Here is an 18002-nt window from a genome sequence, read left to right as displayed (position 1 = left end):
ACTACTTCTCAGATTTTTATCCTCATTTCGCTCTCCAGTTGTATTCAAATTAAAATCTATTTTTTTACAATCTACTAAACATAATGATATAATGCCAAAGGTTATCCAAATATTCCCTATCGCCCTATAAATCTTTTATATGTGGAGGAATCAAGTTGAAAAAAATAGGAATGGTTGGCATCCTTGCCCTAATATTCGTCATTGGCACATCAATCGTTGCTTTTTCCTCGAATGAAGAAAAGGATCAAGCCGATACCGATGTAAACCTGCAAATTGCAGAATTACAACCTCAAGATTTATATTCAGCAGAACCTGAAGAACTATTACAAGCTGCTAGCGAAATAGGCAAAATTAATAACGAGAAAGAATTACTGTTCAGAATGATGGAACTTTCTTTCCAAAAAGTTGAATATGACAACCAAGGTTTTAAGGTACCCGGAACCAAAGTGGCAAAGAGACTGCAAATGAGCAAAGAAAACATTCAATACCTGTATGAAAGCATGGCCGAAATTCAAGTTTCAGCCAACTATGAAAATATTTTAGACCGCTGGGCGAGAGGAAATTTCAATAATATCGTCAACGATCATTGGGATATCCGCGACGCCATCAATCCACTTCCTGAAGACTTTAATCCGCCCTACAGAACCACTGCAAGAACTCCCGAAGAAGAACTACAATATGTCGAACACTTCTTTGGCGAAGAAGGACTAAAAAAACATAACGACCAATGGAATTAATGCGAACAGTCACTGTGACTGTTCGCATTTTCACTGCACACTTCTTCAATAAAATAGATCCTATACTAAAACAAAAAGGACCCTACACTGGTCCCATCGAGTATAATTCAACACGTTTGACGCATCTCCTAAAAAGTCCTTTAAACAAAACAAGTATATCTTATGTTCTGTCAAATGCTTTTGGAGGGGATTCCATCCACCCTTTATCAATTAAGATATTTGCCCCATCATCGACAAATAACCCTACGTTTATGAGCGTTCGTCCGTATAACAAGGATATATCTCGTCTACCATTGACTGCTAGGGAGTTGCCAAATGACCTGATTTTCATGGAGAACATGTCCACTTTGTGAAATAACATAATTTTATCGGAAAAAGGTGAATAAGAAGACGTTGTCACTAAATGATCGAGGTACGACGGTGTTAGTAGGTTTTCGATCTGCAGTTTTTCCATATACTGTTTCACAGCTTTATCCGTCATTTCTAATCCTCGTTTAAACAAAGCCTTGATTTTATCATCTTTCACCACTTGATGAAAACCAAGTAACAAAGCCTTACTCGTGATATTGTTCTCAATATTATCGTAAAGATGAATGATTTCTAATGCATGCAATGGGCGAACATCGCCAATAAAACCTTTTAGGTAATTTTGCTTCTGAATATAATCCGTGCTTTCAGGAGTTGGAATACTAGGCGGTTTTGGAATGAATTTCTTTTCCATCAAAACATTATTGATTTGTCCCAGAAAAATCGTGGTCGCTTGGTTGCAATAAATAAAAAACTCTCTAATATCCTCCCGCATCACTAATGGAATAGCTACACCGTAAATACTAAGTCCAGCTTTCGCCGCATATTTCAAATAATGTACATAAAATTCATCTTCGTATAAACGTGGAGCACCGAGATTGACGTCATCTTCCGTAAAGCCAACAGGTACAGGATAATCCTCTTTATTAAAAAATCCTTCGATCCTCTGCATAAAATCCTTACTTAAGGCAATCCCATTTTCCAAAAGTGTCTTAATATCTTCATCCTCACAGTGGTGGAGGAAATAGTCTAGGATTTGACTGGACATGCTGTTTCCCGTATAAGTTGCCCAAAGTTTCCCAAGTTCAGCGGATGTTAACGACTGAGTTTCGTCCAAAGCACTTGCACTTATATTGATTGGTTTTAAAATATCCATCGGGTTGAAATCCATAAAAAAGTCCCCTTTTCACACTTTATGTATAGGATGACCATAGTATTTATTTTTATGCCCCTAAAAAAGGACCTTGCTATTGCACCTTCTCAAAACACTTTCCACTATTAGGTGAATAACATCTACATCACTTACGGCATACTAACATTCGAACCAACTTTTACGATTATAAAAGTCCGGTTACATTGGCTGTTACACCTGTCTCTTTTAATACATATTCAAGTCAGGGATCAAACTGTTTCCTTTTTCGTAAAAAAATGCATGTCAATTATCTTTCCCCCACATTTTTCGCAAATCATAATAGGAATATTCATTGATAGTTTGATTCGAAACCCTCATTAAGAGTTCATCTTATTCTTCTTCAATAATTTAGATAAACCAATCAAAGGAACTAACAGCTCAAAAAAACAAAAAGAAATAAGTCAAAGCCTGGATTCTCCTCAATGATTATAGGCTTAAGAAAAATGATAATATTCTCAGGAGAAATTAAAATATAATTAGAATTCAGGAAAGCCTTAAAACATCTCGTCCTTTTTTCTCATTTTACTATTACAATAATACATACTGATAACAGGAAACCGTCCCATTTATTAGGGCCAAACTCCTCCGTTTCTAACTGTTTTCATCAATCAACTTTTTTAACATTACATATTGAGCTACAATATGAATAGAAAGATAGTTTAAAAGATTCCGCAAACAAAGAGTAACGAACACACAGGACTAAAGGGTCGAATTGATTTTTCAAAGGGGAATCAGAATGGAGAAACAGAAAAAAGGAAAGATTTTGATTGGATTCATCATTTTTACGTCGCTACTTCTTATCGGGACGATTGTTTTTAGCTTAATGCGGGACGAGGAGCCTTATCGTTATTTTACTGGGCTTGGAAGCACTTTTGAGCTTTCGCCTGATGATGAGCAGTATCTCCTTTCCTATTATATTGATGGGAAAGAAAGCATTTATCAGGCCAACGTAGATGGATCCGATGTAATGAAATTAACAGACTCGCCTAACGAACGACATCATCAACCGAGATACTCTAACGATGGAGAGACGATTCTGTTTTTAGCAAATAATAATGAAGAGAGAATCAACACGCTTTATACAGCCAATTCTAATGGGAGTGAACCGAAGCGCGTATCACCTGTAGACACTCATGTGTCCGAAGCTGTTTTTTCTGCTACCGGTGAAGAAATTTACTTCGTCGGAATCCCGGCAGAAGAATATAACAAAGCAGAAGGCGAAGCGACTGAAGGCTACGACCTTTATGTCGCACACCTTGCTGATGGAAAAGTTGAGCAAATAACAGATAAAGACCATTTTACAATGAACTTCCTCTCTGTTTCACATAATGGAAAAGAAGTTTACTATAGCTTGTTTGACGGGACGAAAGAAAAAGTGACCGCTTTTTCAATTGAGGATAGAACGGAAAAATCGGCACCTGGCGCAAATCAACTTCCTACTGACACCTACTGGTTTCGCTATTCACCAGACGGAACCAAAATTGCTTATACAACCGTTTCTGATGAATCCCGGGACACCTCTTTGTTTCAATATGAATTATTTTTATTCGATATCGAGTCTGGAGTAACCAAGAGGCTAACTCATTTGGAATCATCCGTTGTTTCACCAAGGTTTTTTAAGAATCAGAACAAAATCGCATTTCTAGAATACACAAATTGGCCAGGGGCCCCGGAAGAACACGCACTTAAAATAGTTGACATAGAAACCGAAGAAATTCAAGAGATTAAAATCGCTTTATCTTCATCGAATTCAAATCATTTCTGGATGAAAACCTTGGATACCTTCGCAAATGGAAACACCTTGATGGTTTTTTATGTAGTCCTGCTTGCTCTAGTCAGCACGTATCTCGGACGCTATCAATCGAAAAAGAAAAGTTATCTCCCTGCAACTGCCAGTCTCATCCTTGCTTTGGTCGTTTTTATCAGTAGTTTCATTGTCGGCTTTACCGTTGACCCATGGTACGGAATTGGTCTTGGTATGTTAGCAGCCGCGATATTGGGATGTACGGTTGTTGTGTTTATTTACAGTTTTGTATTGAATTTGTTTATAAAACGGAAATAATCGTTACACAGCAAAACGCTTGGGTCAAAACAGACCCAAGCGTCTTTTCGGTATCAATATTGTTTAAGGTTAAAACGTTTGATGAGTTCCTTTAGCTAAAGCCCCTAGTTCATACAAGATCGCCGCATCACTATTCTCACACCAAAGTTCTTTCGCCTTTCCGTTTTCAATGGTAAAAATCATCATGCCGGTTTCTTTCACTCGCTGGTCTTCCGCCGGGATATTGAACCAACCGCCTTTATATGTCATCCAACCTGTATAGCGAACCACTAATTTGTTTCCCTGTTCAATCAAGTCCTCTAGCACCCATTGATCATCATGAAATACACTACGGTACCATTTCATAAATGCTTTCATCTGATCTCTGGAACTGTCTCCGTTTCTCGCATGATATACAAAATCTGCTGTCGTAAGCTCATCTAATATGTCTAAGTTCCCTTTTGTGAAATATTCATGAAACCATTTTTCAACAATGTCCTTTTTCTCTTCGCTAATCATCATCTGCCCCCAGTAATCTTTTTACCCAACCGCTTCCTACTTCAGTTTCCAGATGCTTCTATCTTGATTATACCTAATTCCTATCCCATTTTTGATAACTCTGATAACAATTTCTAATCTTTTCATATATACTACTATTGTTTGAAATGGGAAGATTTCCAATGGTTTTTTCATATTTCCTTCTAAAATGGGCAGTTTATAAATGATGGAATAACTAGGAGGCATCTTCCATGGAAATAAACCATAAATCCGTTAAATTAACAGCTTCTGAATTAAGCTATCTTTGGTCCTCATATCTTGCAGATAGTATGTCGATCTGTGTGATTCGTTATTTTCTCGAACATGTAGACGACGAGAATATTCAAAAATTGTTAGAGCATGCTCTAGACTTATCGCAACAACATACAGAAACGATCCGTGGCATTTTTACAGACGAAGGAATCCAGATTCCACAAGGATTTACCGCTCAAGATGTTAACCTAAAGGCAAAGCGATTGTTTTCTGATCTCTTTTATTTACAATACATACACAATATGGGAAAAGGCGGATTGGTCACATATGGAAGAGTGTTACAAGACGTCTTTCGGCCGGACATCAGCTCCTTGTTTTCTAAATGTTTGACCTCAACGATTGAATTGAAAAATGAGGCAACGCAATTGATGTTAGAAAAAGGAATCGCGATTCGCCCACCAACTATCCCCTATCCAGAAAAAGTAGAATTCATCAAGAAACAATCTTTCCTTCTGGAAGGGCTTGGCCGCAGAGCAGCCTTAACCGGTATCGAGATTACCAATCTTTACGCAAATACCGTAACAAATCAACTAGGGGCCTGTATGGCGACTGCTTTTAGCCAAGTAGCGAAGGCCGATAAAGTACGGAAGTATATTTTAAGAGGGAAAGAAATTGCCGTAAAACATATCAAAGTATTCAGAAGCTACCTAGAAATGGGTTCCCATCCTGTCCCGATGTCTTTTGAACAAGAGGTCACTGATTCAACAGAATCACCTTTTTCCGATAAATTAATCATGTTTCACTTCGGGCTGATGACTTACGCAGGAGTAGGAAACTATGGAGTAGCAATTTCAGAGAGCCAAAAAAGCGACCTCATTGCGGATTATTCCCGTTTAATCGGGGAAATTTTGAAGTTGTCAGAAGATGGGGTCAATTTAATGATTGCAAACGGATGGCTAGAACAACCACCATTAGCACCCGACCGCAGAGATTTAACAAAGGAATAATGCGCTATAAAAAGTCAGCCTAACTGCAGGCATTCTTTTCTGCAGGAGGCTGACTTATTGATTGTCCTTTCAAATGAACAATTCGCTCAACTAGGTTTCACTTATAAAGCAATAATTGTTGGGTGATTTTTTTTGGCCTTGCTTGTTATCGCAGTCCCTTTAAGCCACATTTTCAGCTTTTTCTACCTCTTAGACGATTGATCATGGCCCATCACAATTGAAAATACTCCACCAACCACTTTCCGGAAAATTTAGGTAATTAAACTCCATAGCTTCAGGCTGTAACGATTGCATTCATCGTAGGACTGCTGATACTCAATTCTAGTATTTCCCCCATAAATCCTTAGCCGTTGCATAATCCCGAATCCCACCATCCGAACCACTTAACTGAATAACTATAACGCCTTCGGCCGCGAAGAGAAAAAACCTAGGTGACTATAACGAAGTTCAAAGAAGATATTATGAAAATTATGGTAAAATCATCTTATAATCTTCAACTTATAAAAGGGGTTTTATTTTTATATGAAACGAATTATTATTTTTATAGTTTCGGTCGGAATTCTTCTTTTGCTAACTGCCTTTACATTAGACCAAACCTTCCCTCGTTCCTATCATCATTTAATTACAAATAGGACAAATTTAGGAAGTGAGAATGTTGATGGTTTGTCTGTAAACGATGATTTTTATAGTGAAAAGATATCAGAAAAATATGGGGAGAAAACAGAACAAAGTCGGGATGTCGAAAACTATGATTATTTTCAATTAAGTAATGGAATTGAGGTAGCAGTAAACAACAACGGGAAAATTACAAGATTTATTGTCACTGACAGTCATTTAACAACTTCTAAAGGAATAAAAATTGGTGATGATAAGAAGACAATTATCCAATCATATGGAGAGCATTACTATTTTCGCAGCGAGCAAGGTTCAGATATTATTGGGTATGTAGATAAGAAACGAAACAAATCCATAGAATTTTGGTTATACGATAACAAAGTACATTTATTTCGACTTGATCACAATTCAATGGAATAAAGCTAAGCACTGATGCTTAGCTTTTCTAATGGTCATTCGGATGTTGGAAAATAGGTTTCATTCGTTTGCTGTTTAACTATCTAGAGGTTGCTGTTGTTTTCTCCACACCATCTGAACTCCTTACTAGTAAGGATGAGCCTGTCTGTTCATCCTTCTTATGATTGTAAAAATGCTCCTAATGGCATTGTGCCAACTGTAAACCTACCGATTTCTTGATCCAAAAGAATAAACCAAAGCACCAATCACGGTTCCGAATGATAAACCTATTGCAGGACCGGCAATTTGAATAAATAAGTTTTCGATCATCGTTCCAACTATACTCAAAAGTGCCCCAGCTAGTAAACCAAAAGTCATTCCGTACGTAACATAATTTCCTAGTTTAGGGTTCTTTTCATTTTCCTGTTTCGACACACCTTCCCCCTAACTCTATTCAGTCAAAACTGATTTTTAACCGATTTCTTCCTAATAATAGAACATTTCTTACATGATTTTATAAAGGATAAATTGGAACCTGGCGCTTTTCCTTGAGTAACTACCAACAGTCCTAACCGGTCTGTGCTTATGTTCCTCCCCCATTTTAAAAAATCGAGTACAAAATCAATCTGATTTCATACTCGATCCTACACGGTACGATAACTTAACGCCGAATCCTAAAACTTCCGTCCGCCCCCGCCAATTCCACCGCCACCACCACCGCCGGAAAAGGTACTTCCGCCGCTGTTGTTGTTCTGTTGAATTTTCTGTTGGGTGACAATCGTATTGTAATGTTGATCGCGCTTTTTCGTAATCGTAAACGAATTGTCTTCTAAATACGTTCTGGCGTTGACTGTCGAGCGCCCTTTATTGCCCATCATCATAATGCCGATGACAATGCCACCAATTGCTAGTGAAATAAGCAAATAGATTCCTAGTTTTTCAATCATGCCGAGCCCGTCCGCTGTACTACCTTCCTCGGTGTAAGCATAGCCTGACTCACCCGATCCACCTGTGTCATATACCGGAGGTCCGGCCGCCATCATGCTCTCGACCTCTTCAAGGAAAATTTGCGCACTTTCACGGTAACTCTCTTCCCCTAAAGGCGGATACACCCGATCAAGCAACTCTTCGACTCTACTCGCATCAATATAATCGGTCCCCTTATCCCTAGTAAAAATATAAACTTCCCGCTCATCCATATTTAACAGATAGAGAACCCCGTCGAGCGTGCCTTCATAGCCGAACCCATGCTCTTCGTAAAAATCGAGCGCATAGTCACTGGATGATTTCCCTTGACTATTATTAGTCGTGACAATGACAATATCCATTTCTGTTTGTTCACTTAAAGCGATTGCTTGTTCATTGAGGTCCGCTCGTTCTTTTTCCGAAAATAAATCGGCCTCATCATACACTTTTTCATAAGCCGCGAACACATTGATACAAAAAGCAAACATTAGCACCAGCATCAACGGTAATAGCGCGAAGGTTTTTTTAAGCTTTACCATAAAAATTGCCCTCCGATCATCAACGCCGCAAAGGCCACCGCTGAAACGCCGCTAAACCATGAAGCCGCTCGCCCTGGACTAATTGGCAATTTACCGGCGATTTTTCCTGTCTGTCCGTTCATCGCAAACATATACGTTTTGCCTTTAAATTGGTACGTGAACATCCAAACCGGTAACAACACATAGGTCGCATCGACATTCTTCATTTTAATATCTGAATCATTGATTGAAACTGAGCTATAGCCCCTGACCGTCTCCCGTAGCAACGATTCCATGTTGTCACGAATCAGACCGGATACTCTGCCATACACATCGTTTTGGTCCATATCGTATTTCTCCGCTAAATAGCCTGACAAAAACGACATCGAAAAATCGGTCAGATCTTTATAATCATACGGCTCAAGAATACTCATTAGTTCATCGTCCATTTTTTTCGACCCGTCAGCAGGAACATCACGGAAAATCGCTTTCCCTTCACGGTGCACACGATAATATTTCGTTTCCGTATAGCGCGTATCGCCGCTCGTGTATGTCCGGACTCTCGTCGCAGTCCCGTTGATTCCTCCATCAGAATGGCAATCAAACAACCAAAACGGCACATAAATGCCCGACAACTTTTCAAGTTCCGAAGTGCTCGTAAACTGTTTCGAAAGCAATGGCTTTTTCTTGCACCAGTTGATAAAAATCTCCGTCGCTTTTTCGCGATTAAACTTAAACGGAATCACTTTTTCCGGGCGAAATTCTCCTTCCAATCGGCGCGGAATGATGGTTGGATTATGGCAGTAATAACAGAAGGTCGCCGCAGTCGTGTCATCGGTGACAATTTCCGCGCCACAACTTTCGCACGTATAGCCCATCGCTTTTTCTTGAAACTCCTGATCTTGAAGCTTATGCTCTTCTAGCACCGCTGAACTCGTTTCCGCCTCAGCTTGTGCTTGCTCATTGAGGATGAACTCACGAACCTCTTGTTCGCTAAATTCACTCAGGCAATAATCACATGTCCAGTTTTGCGTTTCCGCTTTAAACGCCAGTGGACCGCCACAGTTGATACATTTGTAAACAATAACGCCCATGCCTAACACCTCTTTTTCGGCCTAGTATTTACTTCCACATTCTGGACAGAACTTCATGTTGACCCCAGCTGGAGGCGTGAATCCGCACTTTCCGCAAGAAAGTGCCTCAGGCTTTTTATTTCCACAGTTTGAACAGAACTTGCCACTGTTTTCATTGCCACATTCACATGTCCACGTATCCTTTTGCGGCTTTGCAGTGCCACATTCAGAACAAAACTTGCCTTCATTAGAATGGCCACAAGAACATTGCCATGAGTGGCTATTGTTTTTAGCTGACTGGGCTTGTTGAGTTTGGTGAGTTCGCTGGGCTTGTTGCTGCATTTGAAGACGATTCGTTTCCGAAGCACTCTGCGCAAAACCTCCTGCTCCCTGCATGCCCATTCCCATACCAACAAATCCATTCATCGCACCACCTTCATTAGACCCTGCAGCTTCCAATCCACGCGCAATCGAGCCTTGAATATAGCCTTCACGAACTGAAGCGTCCTGAAGCATCGCCCCCTGGTTGCGCATATTGATCAGTTTTTGCGATTGTTCGTCATACGTAATGCTGTTGATGCCGACCGACTCGACTTGCATGCCGCGCATTCGCGTCCAATCTTCATCCAACACATTGGACATGTACTTCGCAAGTTCCATTCCCCGTGAAGCCACAAACGAAATCCGGATTCCATCACTCGACATTTGGTTGATCGCCGTTTGCAGTGCATTCATAAACTCGGACAAATATTGAGCATTGATTTCTTGTATTTCTACGATACTTTTATTTCTAGGAATGGCTTCTTCAAAAAATTTCAGCGGATCAACAATTTTTATCGAATACGATCCATGCGTCCGTAAAAACAACTCGGCATTATAAAAGTTATCAAAATAGTTAATTGGATTCCGTGTCCCAAACTTGATTCCTTTGATTTCTTGTAAATTAATAAAATACGCTTTTTGTGAAGAAGACGGTACCCCACCAAATTTAATTCGGTTGAACGTCTCTTTCACCGCTTCATCTAGTTGCCCATTAAAGAGTGACGGCATTGACGAATTGACCACTTCGTAATAGCCTTCTTCAGCGGTATAATCAATAATTTTCCCGCCATCGACCAACAACATAAATTGATTCGGCTGTACATGAATAATCGAGCCGTTTGAAATCGTGCTATCTGTTCCTTTTTTATTATGATTCCGCTTATCCTTGGCGCGTACTTTCACCCCAACAGACATCACGGTTTGATCACTCATGCTTTGCGGCTCAATCACTTCCAACCACTGATCCGCAAAACCTCCACGAACAGCATCCACCGCAGCTTTAATAATTCCCATGAAAACTCCCCCTCAACTCTTTTTCTCTTTTCTTAAACTTTTGTAGCCTTTGAACAAAAAAATACAACTGTATCCCAACAGCTTTATCTAGAAGAAAACAACATGCAAACTTCATTTAAACATTCGAGATGGCTACTATTGCGTTAAAATCAGCTTTCGGATTAACAACACTCTTCCAAAGACCCTTTTCTCTAATATGTTCTACTGTTTAACTGAATAAAAAGTTTCAATCTCATTCAGTATAACATGTGATTTTTAGAAAATGATGGGAATCAAAAAGCCGACTACCTTTAATGTCAGGCAGTATTTTTACGTTAACAAATCATTTGGATATTAAAGTTAAAGTGGGAACTATTAGGGAATTTTTATAAATATAGAGAGTGAATCAGGGGGAAGTACATGAATACTTTTATAAAAATAAATGGGATTAGTATGTTATATGCTATTATGATTTTTATTCCAATTGAAATACTTGTGAACGTACCCCGTATCAGTAGAATAACGGGTTGGAGTTACGACTTAGTTTGGATGATTTCTATAATTGGGCCCCTTGTTTGCTTTATCTTACTGACGCTCATCGTTGGTTATTTATCGAAAAGATGGCTAAAAAATCGCAAATCCTCCTATTTGGACGGTCCTGCTTTGGCTCCCCTATCATATCCTGTTTATTTTCATTTTTGCGAATCTATTTCCTGTGACCACCCCCCGCAGATGAGTGCAGTCCTGCCGCTGGACTAATCATTATCGGCATTCTATTGATTTACCCTTTCATCGTTTTCGTGATCAATGCAGTCAGCGTTACTCCAAGTCCAATAGATGTAATCCGTTAACATAAATTCAATCATACAGGTGAAAGCATCCATCTTTATGCTATAATTTGGAGGGTAAAATACAGATTGAGGTGACCATTCTTGGCAATACATGTTGTCCTATATCAACCAGATATTCCATCGAATACCATCAACATTGCACTTACTTGTGCGGCAACCGATACAGCTTTGCATTTGATTCGCCCACTTGGCTTTTCAACTGATGAAAAAATGATCAAACAAGCAGGGATCGATTTTTGGGACTCTGTTAACATCACGTATTATGACTCATTAGATGACTTTTTCGCAAAAAATCAAGGCGAGTTTTACTATATTGAGACGTTCGGCGAAAAAACACATTCAGGCTTTGACTTCAGTGACATCTCCAAAGAACATTATTTTATGTTCGGAAAAGAAACAACTGGTTTACCAAAAGACTTACTAGAAGAAAATAAAGACCACTTTTTGAGAATCCCAATGAATGAACATGTACGTTCGCTAAACCTATCAAGCACAGCTGCAATCTTGGTGTATGAAGCGTTGCGCCAACAAGGATTTCCTAATTTAAAATAAAAATCTTCCAAAACGGAAGATTTTTTATTTTGCTTCTTTTAATTTGATTTTCCATTTTTGGTAGTAAATCGCCATTGCCGTCATGATCGCAGGAACCGTAAAGACGAACACTCCAAAAAAACTTATTTTAGCGACCGTCTGAAAAGTTCCTGTCGTAAAGATGCTTACAAAGAATAAAGCGATCGTGAACGCTAGCAAACCAAGTGCCATTCCGTTTATCACTTTCCCTTGACGATGATGTTTTTCAATCTTTGAATCTTTATCACTATATATAGGCGCTGTATTTGGAGCTGCTTTAAATAAATGCATATCGGCTTCTGAACAAACATGTCTCCATCCTGCAGCTGAGAAGAAATCCAGATATTCTTCTCTTTCATTTTCATCTAAAAATCGATAATCAATGCTGTAAATGACATCTTCTTTCTCTCCATATTCCAATCCATAGCCCATAAATTTAAAATCCTTCACATGCCACCCTTTAAGCGATTTCTTGCGGAGCTTTTCCATATCTTGTTGTTCTGAGAACGCTAAACCACCAGACATCATATATTTGATTTTTTTCACGACTGCTCCTCCTTTAACCCGTTTTCTGCTAATTGGATCATCACTTTTCGGCGTTCAATATCCTCTGTTAATACTTCTCGGCCTTTCTCCGTTAGAAGATAAGTCTTCCTGCGTGAGTCTGAATCATCGTATAAGTAAATAAACTCTTGTTGAAGTAATTTTTTAATGATTGTATACATTGAAGCAGGTCCGATACTAACAGTTCCTTTTGTAGTTTCTTCGATTAAATTCATAACAGCGTAGCCATGACGTGGTGTCGTTAGCGCAGCCATAATGTAGAATACAGAGTCGGTCAATTGTTCAATTTGTTTCACTCTTACCCTCCTTTATATCACTTTATGATATATCTAAAAAGAATATATCATAAAGTGATATATTAATCCAGAAGCTGTTTGAATTTTTTAAAGTATCAATATTCACACCAGATACATTTTAGGAAAAAATAAGAGGATAGTTCATGCTACTCCATCTTTGATTACCTGTTAACTAACGTCCCGCAATATTCTCCTCCCTGCCCAACAACGATAAAAAGCATCCCCTTCACTGACCTAGTAGCGGGAATCAGCATGGTTTGATCAATAAGCGGAGAAATTTCGCTTAATTAGAAAATAGTACTGAAAAGGGCTTTAATGTACGGAAAAATTCCGACTAGCGACTTAAAAAAACGTGAAAATGGGTAATTTTGCTTTGCTTAATCGGAAAACCTCCGCTTAAATCCATTCTAAAAAGCACTCTACTGCAATCTAACCGAAAAATTTCCGCTTATTTCAAAATCTTTTATTAGATAATTGTTGGGGATACAACAACCCATTGTCCCCCTCAATTAGGTGAATTCCCCTATTTTTCACTCAAACTAACAAAAACAGGAGAAACCACATTCGGTTTCTCCAACTTTCCTTATTGTCGGTATCACCCGATCCCCAAATAAATCTCTCGCAAACTAGCATCCTTCACTAACTCAGCTGGGTTCCCTATAAACGAGATTTGCCCGTTATCCATTACCGCAATTTTATCGGTTACTTTTAAGGCGACATCGACGTTTTGTTCCACCAGCAAGATTGTTACTCCGCTTTCCTTAATGATTTTGATTTGTTCAAAGATTTCATCGACAACAATGGGTGCCAAACCAATCGAAGGTTCATCAAGTATTAATAGTTTTGGTGAGGTCATTAAGGCCCTACCGATGGCAACCATTTGCTGCTGTCCGCCTGACATCGTACCCGCATACTGACTTTTCCGCTCTTTTAGAATTGGAAACAAGCTGTACACATATTCCAATCGTTCATTGAACTGGTCGTTGTTTAACTGCAGCCCGCCCATTTTCAAATTTTCATAAACGCTCATTTCCGGAAATGGCCGGCGTCCTTCTGGGCAATGGGTGATCCCTAAGCGCGCAATTTTGTGAGTAGGCAGCTTTTTAATCGATTTCCCTTCAAAGGTGATGTCCCCAGAATTCGCAGGAACCAGCCCATTGATACACCGCAATAGAGTGGTTTTCCCTGCTCCATTCGGGCCAATAATGGACATCATTTCCCCTTCCTTAACCTCAAGGTTCAATTGATTGATGACGACGGCTTTTCCATAGCCTGCCGAAAGATTAGTGATTGTAAGCAAAATCCCAACTCCTATCACCAAGATACGCTTTTAACACTTGTTCATTGTTGACGACTTCTTGCGGAATATCATCCGCAATCAATTGTCCAAAGTTGATTGCTATCACGCGTTTGACCATTTTCATCAACGCTTTTAGTTTGTGCTCAATGATGATAATTGTAATTCCTTCGTCGTGCATCTGCAGCAGCAACTCTGATAAACTCTCAATCTCAGCTGTATTCAAACCGGCAAATGGTTCATCTAATAGCAATAAATCCGGATTCGTTGCCAATGCCCTCGCCATTTCAAGCCTACGTAAATCCCCTTGCGGCAAGCTGCCCGCTAATTGACTCTGGCGACTGCCTAGTCCAACTTGCTGAAGAAGGTGGTCGATTTGTTTTGCTTGTTCATGTACAGAGAGTTTTGAGGATTTCACAATTTCTACATTTTCATGTACCGTTAACTCTTGGAAAGGTCGCGGCACCTGAAACGTTCGCGTTAAGCCTTTTTGCACAATCAGATGTGGAGCTTTTCCTGTAATTTCTTCATTATTTAAGATTACTTTACCTGAAGTCGGAGGCTGGACACCGCTGATTAAATGAAACAATGTTGTTTTACCGGCACCATTAGGGCCAATGATGCCAACAAATTCCCCTTTCTGGATTGAAAATGAAACATCATCAACCGCTCTCACTTTTCCGTAAACTTTCGTTAAGTTCTCGACTTGAAACATTGTCATCGGTCCCTTTCCCCCTTTCCTTGAATTTTCTTTTCACATATGCTCCGACACTAGCCAATCCGTTTGGTAAAATTAAGATCGATAGAATTAACAGTCCGGCATAAATTAAATCTTGATACTCCTCTGTACCACGAAGCCATTCTGATAAAAAGGTCAATCCATAGGCAGATAAAAATGGCCCAATGATCGTCCCCATCCCGCCAACGATCCCCATAATTAATATTGTTGCGGATTGCCATAGTTCAAACACATTAGGACCTACATGACGGAGATAAAGAGCAAGCAAGCCTCCACCCAATCCAGCAAAGAATGCACTAATCAAAAAAGCCATTAATTTATAACGTTCCACGTTATTTCCAATAGCTGAACAAGCTGTTTCATCTTCTTTGATCGCCAACAGAATCTTTCCTGTTCGGGATCTTGAGATAAAGAAGATGATTAGCACGGAAATAAACATATACGCTAAGGTTACATAGTATAATTCCATTCTACTTAGTGGAACGGAAACATTCAGACCAAACTCTCCGCCGGTCAAGTTTCGATATGTGTATGCTAATTGAAACAAAATTAAGGGCAACACCATTGTAGTTAACGAAAAAAATGGGCCATGTAGTTTCATCGTCGGCTTCCCAATGATAAACGCAACTAAAATGGACAAAACAACCCCTACCAAAATCGATAAAATCAAACCGAGAGAATCGTGTAGAATTCCTACGGAATAGGCCCCGATCCCGATAAAGAGCGCGTGCCCTAAATTCAATTTTCCAGTAAAACCGGAAACAATGTCCCAACTTACCACAAACACAGCATAAAGATTGGCCAATGTTAAAATCGAAATCAGATAAAACGAATCGTTTATGAATGGAAAAATCGCCAAGGTGACTGTAAGCAACGTGATGATCCCAAGCGAACCTTTATACTTTTTGATCATGCATCGCTTACCCCCTTTGAGAACAGGCCATTTGGTCGATACATTAACGCTAAAATCATAATTGTGAAGGTTACGGCTTCTTTTAGTTGTGGATTAAAAGCGTAAGAGGTAATCATTTCTGCATAGGCCACGATAAAAGCACCGATCAGTGTACCCCAGACATTTCCGAGCCCGCCAAGAACAACAATCGTAAACGCAGCGAGAATCGGTGACCACCCCATTGCAGGCGTAACCGTTAAAAACGGGGCGACAAGTAACCCCGCAACCGCTGCAAAAGCTGCCGATAATCCCATCACGAAGATGAAGATTTTTTCGGCATTAATCCCAAGCATTGAAGCCATTTCTCTGTCCTGCGAAACAGCCCGAATAATCCGTCCCATATTGGTTCGACTTAACAGCCACCATAAAAATAGAATCAGCACAATCGTAATCACAAACGCCAAGACTTGCTGATGTGTCACACGGACCCCAAGGATACTCATCCCTCCTTCTAACATCGAAGGAACATATCTAGGTTCAGGACCAAAAGTAATCACGATAATTTGTTCTAAAAACATCGCAAACGCAAAAGTCAGAATCAACACTTGGGTGAGCGAGTTTCTCATTGGTTTGATGATGCCTAAATAACTGACAATCGCTAAAATAATGGTGATGACAATTGCGCCAAGGGCTACCCAAAATAGCCCCAGGCCTGATGAAGACAAATAGTATGCTGCATAGCAGGCAAACATAAAGAACGCACCGTGTGAGAGATTCATGATTTTTGCAACGCCAAAAATGAGTGAAAATCCAAGGGCAATCATCGAATAAATTGCTGTCCAGATGGCCCCAAAGACGATGATGTCGGCAACCATACGAAACCTCCCTACTGTCTATTTAATCCATTCAGGTTTAATGATTTCATCCGTGGCAACACTTTCTGGACCAACAACACCCATTTCACCATCTTGCCATTGAATATAGGTGAATGGGACAAAGTCTTCGCCAATTGTATAGCCATGATCTTCTCTAAATTTGATATTTCCTGATGCCCCGACAAATGTTTCACTTTCTAATGTCTTTACAAGCTCAACTGAATTTACAGTCCCCGCTTTGTTGATCGCATCCGCCATCACTAGTACTCCGTCATAAGCTGTAATCCCGGTATACGGTCCAGGAGTGCGGCCATAGTCTTCGGTGAAGTTATCCCAGAATGGAATGGATTTCTCGGTGATTTCCGAACGTACCCCATGTTTCCACGTTAACAGTCCGTTCGCTTTCCCTTCCGTTTGATTCCAGAATTCAGGACTTTGCGCTTGAACATTGTAGCCTGTAATTTCCACAGGAATTTGTCTTTCCGCCCATTGTTTCGCAAACACAATGCCTTGGTTTGCTGAGAATAATGTCATCGCGACTTCTGCGCCACTATCCTTTAGCTTTGATAATTCGATTGAAAAATCTTCCGTATCGGTAGCTGGACGTTCCACCAACACGACTTTATCCCCAAACTGCTTTTCAAATGTTTCAACGATTGGATCGACCCACACCGCTGTTTCAGCAATTAACGCGACTTTTTCATAGCCTTCTGTTTCGACCATCTGTGCAAATTGATTCAAAAATCCCTCCCCTAATTGAGTCGAATCCATCATCGGCCGAAACGTATATTTATTAAACTCGTAATCTTCTTTTACCGCTTCTGTTACCAATGGTGAAGCGGAGCCAGTGTTTACAAATATTTTTTTGCTTTCCATAATAACCGGTTGAACAGCTAACGCCACCTCACTCCGATGCTCGCCAACAATAAAGTCCACTTCATCTTGGTACAATAACCGTTCCACCACAGCACGGCCTTCTTCAGGGTTTGCTTTCGTATCTGCATACACAGCCTCCAGCTTTTTCCCTAAAACGCCTCCATTTTCATTGATTTCTTTTACCGCTAACTCTGCAGCGTCTTTAATTTCTTTTCCTGCTGCCAATTGGAAAGCACCGATAATCCCAACTTTAATTGTTTCGTTGTCACCATCTGAAGAACCAGAGTCTGAGTCCGAATTACAGGCTGCTAAAAACACACTTAAGATTAGAATCATTGAAAGGGCGAAACCTATTCCTTTTTTCTTTCGCTTTATTACCATCGCTGGTCACCTCATTTTAGTTGTT

General features: G+C 39.8%; 19 protein-coding genes. 6 read left to right on the top strand and 13 right to left on the bottom strand.

Annotated elements, in window-relative coordinates; translation table 11 throughout:
* The first annotated feature begins 155 nt into the window (after positions 1-155).
* Positions 156-737 carry a DUF6241 domain-containing protein gene (locus tag M3182_RS02915; RefSeq protein WP_251435271.1) on the top strand — a complete coding sequence of 194 codons (582 nt, stop codon included), beginning with the start codon at positions 156-158 and terminating at the stop codon, positions 735-737.
* Between the two features lie 160 nt (positions 738-897).
* Here the strand turns inward: M3182_RS02915 and M3182_RS02910 are convergent, their stop codons facing one another.
* A complete protein-coding gene (locus M3182_RS02910; RefSeq protein ID WP_432806633.1) occupies positions 898-1920 on the bottom strand; it encodes a DUF3231 family protein in 1023 nt (340 codons plus the stop codon).
* Positions 1921-2692: 772 nt separating this feature from the next.
* On the opposite strand from M3182_RS02910, the gene M3182_RS02905 reads away from it, so the two are divergent.
* Positions 2693-4018: a TolB family protein gene (locus M3182_RS02905; RefSeq protein WP_251435265.1), complete on the top strand. Its 1326-nt coding sequence runs from the start codon at positions 2693-2695 to the stop codon at positions 4016-4018.
* A 69-nt stretch (positions 4019-4087) separates the two neighbouring features.
* On the opposite strand, the gene M3182_RS02900 is transcribed toward M3182_RS02905, so the two are convergent.
* The gene (locus M3182_RS02900; RefSeq protein ID WP_251556251.1) at positions 4088-4519 is read right to left on the bottom strand and encodes an ester cyclase; all 432 of its coding nucleotides are present in this window, start codon (positions 4517-4519) and stop codon (positions 4088-4090) included.
* Between the two features lie 227 nt (positions 4520-4746).
* Between M3182_RS02900 and M3182_RS02895 the strand changes: the two genes are divergently transcribed.
* Both M3182_RS02895 and M3182_RS02890 read left to right on the top strand, forming a co-directional pair.
* Complete coding sequence (locus tag M3182_RS02895) at positions 4747-5754, top strand: DUF3231 family protein (protein ID WP_251435259.1); 1008 nt, start codon at positions 4747-4749, stop codon at positions 5752-5754.
* A gap of 522 nt (positions 5755-6276) precedes the next feature.
* On the top strand, positions 6277-6789 hold the full coding sequence (locus tag M3182_RS02890; protein WP_251435257.1) for a hypothetical protein: 513 nt from the start codon (positions 6277-6279) through the stop codon (positions 6787-6789).
* A 201-nt stretch (positions 6790-6990) separates the two neighbouring features.
* On the opposite strand, the gene M3182_RS02885 is transcribed toward M3182_RS02890, so the two are convergent.
* The 4 genes from M3182_RS02885 to M3182_RS02870 form a co-directional block, all read right to left on the bottom strand.
* Positions 6991-7200, bottom strand: a complete 210-nt coding sequence (locus tag M3182_RS02885) for a hypothetical protein (RefSeq protein ID WP_251435255.1) — start codon at positions 7198-7200, stop codon at positions 6991-6993.
* Between the two features lie 239 nt (positions 7201-7439).
* A complete protein-coding gene (locus tag M3182_RS02880) occupies positions 7440-8270 on the bottom strand; it encodes a TPM domain-containing protein (RefSeq protein WP_251435253.1) in 831 nt (276 codons plus the stop codon).
* Positions 8264-9343 (bottom strand): TFIIB-type zinc ribbon-containing protein, encoded by a 1080-nt coding sequence (locus M3182_RS02875; RefSeq protein WP_251435251.1) that lies wholly within the window; start codon positions 9341-9343, stop codon positions 8264-8266. The genes M3182_RS02880 and M3182_RS02875 overlap by 7 nt, the downstream gene beginning before the upstream one ends.
* A 21-nt stretch (positions 9344-9364) precedes the next feature.
* Positions 9365-10657, bottom strand: coding sequence for an SPFH domain-containing protein (locus M3182_RS02870; protein WP_251435249.1), 1293 nt, complete (start codon positions 10655-10657; stop codon positions 9365-9367).
* A gap of 399 nt (positions 10658-11056) precedes the next feature.
* On the opposite strand from M3182_RS02870, the gene M3182_RS02865 reads away from it, so the two are divergent.
* Together M3182_RS02865 and M3182_RS02860 are read left to right on the top strand one after the other, a co-directional pair.
* Positions 11057-11395: a hypothetical protein gene (locus tag M3182_RS02865; protein ID WP_251556243.1), complete on the top strand. Its 339-nt coding sequence runs from the start codon at positions 11057-11059 to the stop codon at positions 11393-11395.
* 173 nt (positions 11396-11568) lie between these two features.
* On the top strand, positions 11569-12039 hold the full coding sequence (locus M3182_RS02860) for a tRNA (cytidine(34)-2'-O)-methyltransferase (protein WP_251435243.1): 471 nt from the start codon (positions 11569-11571) through the stop codon (positions 12037-12039).
* A gap of 24 nt (positions 12040-12063) precedes the next feature.
* Here M3182_RS02860 and M3182_RS02855 read toward each other — a convergent pair whose 3' ends face one another.
* The 7 genes from M3182_RS02855 to M3182_RS02825 all read right to left on the bottom strand — a co-directional run bounded on the left by M3182_RS02855 (position 12064) and on the right by M3182_RS02825 (position 17977).
* Complete coding sequence (locus M3182_RS02855; protein WP_251435240.1) at positions 12064-12603, bottom strand: DUF2812 domain-containing protein; 540 nt, start codon at positions 12601-12603, stop codon at positions 12064-12066.
* Positions 12600-12917: a PadR family transcriptional regulator gene (locus M3182_RS02850; RefSeq protein ID WP_251556237.1), complete on the bottom strand. Its 318-nt coding sequence runs from the start codon at positions 12915-12917 to the stop codon at positions 12600-12602. The genes M3182_RS02855 and M3182_RS02850 overlap by 4 nt, the downstream gene beginning before the upstream one ends.
* Before the next feature lie 595 nt (positions 12918-13512).
* Positions 13513-14217, bottom strand: a complete 705-nt coding sequence (locus M3182_RS02845; RefSeq protein ID WP_251556229.1) for an ABC transporter ATP-binding protein — start codon at positions 14215-14217, stop codon at positions 13513-13515.
* A complete protein-coding gene (locus tag M3182_RS02840; protein WP_251556227.1) occupies positions 14201-14935 on the bottom strand; it encodes an ABC transporter ATP-binding protein in 735 nt (244 codons plus the stop codon). Before M3182_RS02840 ends, M3182_RS02845 begins: the two co-directional genes overlap by 17 nt.
* On the bottom strand, positions 14877-15866 hold the full coding sequence (locus M3182_RS02835; RefSeq protein ID WP_251556220.1) for a branched-chain amino acid ABC transporter permease: 990 nt from the start codon (positions 15864-15866) through the stop codon (positions 14877-14879). The genes M3182_RS02840 and M3182_RS02835 overlap by 59 nt, the downstream gene beginning before the upstream one ends.
* Positions 15863-16720: a branched-chain amino acid ABC transporter permease gene (locus M3182_RS02830; RefSeq protein WP_251556218.1), complete on the bottom strand. Its 858-nt coding sequence runs from the start codon at positions 16718-16720 to the stop codon at positions 15863-15865. Before M3182_RS02830 ends, M3182_RS02835 begins: the two co-directional genes overlap by 4 nt.
* An 18-nt stretch (positions 16721-16738) precedes the next feature.
* Entirely contained in the window at positions 16739-17977 is a 1239-nt protein-coding gene (locus M3182_RS02825; RefSeq protein WP_251556216.1) for an ABC transporter substrate-binding protein, read from the bottom strand.
* Positions 17978-18002: the final 25 nt, after the last annotated feature.

It is taken from the genome of Mesobacillus maritimus (assembly GCF_023715205.1).
Classification (GTDB): Bacteria; Bacillota; Bacilli; order Bacillales; family Cytobacillaceae; genus Mesobacillus_B; species Mesobacillus_B maritimus_C.
Note: the sequence above shows the minus strand (reverse complement) of the source record. Positions and strands in the feature narration are given on the sequence as shown.

Excerpts from the sequence above, each read along its gene's own strand:
- M3182_RS02910 (WP_432806633.1), bottom strand. The coding sequence starts at position 1,920 with ATGGATATTTTAAAACCAATCAATATAAGTGCAAGTGCTTTGGACGAA.
- M3182_RS02905 (WP_251435265.1), top strand. The coding sequence starts at position 2,693 with ATGGAGAAACAGAAAAAAGGAAAGATTTTGATTGGATTCATCATTTTT.
- M3182_RS02900 (WP_251556251.1), bottom strand. The coding sequence starts at position 4,519 with ATGATGATTAGCGAAGAGAAAAAGGACATTGTTGAAAAATGGTTTCAT.
- M3182_RS02895 (WP_251435259.1), top strand. The coding sequence starts at position 4,747 with ATGGAAATAAACCATAAATCCGTTAAATTAACAGCTTCTGAATTAAGC.
- M3182_RS02890 (WP_251435257.1), top strand. The coding sequence starts at position 6,277 with ATGAAACGAATTATTATTTTTATAGTTTCGGTCGGAATTCTTCTTTTG.
- M3182_RS02880 (WP_251435253.1), bottom strand. The coding sequence starts at position 8,270 with ATGGTAAAGCTTAAAAAAACCTTCGCGCTATTACCGTTGATGCTGGTG.
- M3182_RS02875 (WP_251435251.1), bottom strand. The coding sequence starts at position 9,343 with ATGGGCGTTATTGTTTACAAATGTATCAACTGTGGCGGTCCACTGGCG.
- M3182_RS02870 (WP_251435249.1), bottom strand. The coding sequence starts at position 10,657 with ATGGGAATTATTAAAGCTGCGGTGGATGCTGTTCGTGGAGGTTTTGCG.
- M3182_RS02865 (WP_251556243.1), top strand. The coding sequence starts at position 11,057 with ATGAATACTTTTATAAAAATAAATGGGATTAGTATGTTATATGCTATT.
- M3182_RS02840 (WP_251556227.1), bottom strand. The coding sequence starts at position 14,935 with ATGACAATGTTTCAAGTCGAGAACTTAACGAAAGTTTACGGAAAAGTG.
- M3182_RS02835 (WP_251556220.1), bottom strand. The coding sequence starts at position 15,866 with ATGATCAAAAAGTATAAAGGTTCGCTTGGGATCATCACGTTGCTTACA.
- M3182_RS02830 (WP_251556218.1), bottom strand. The coding sequence starts at position 16,720 with ATGGTTGCCGACATCATCGTCTTTGGGGCCATCTGGACAGCAATTTAT.
- M3182_RS02825 (WP_251556216.1), bottom strand. The coding sequence starts at position 17,977 with ATGGTAATAAAGCGAAAGAAAAAAGGAATAGGTTTCGCCCTTTCAATG.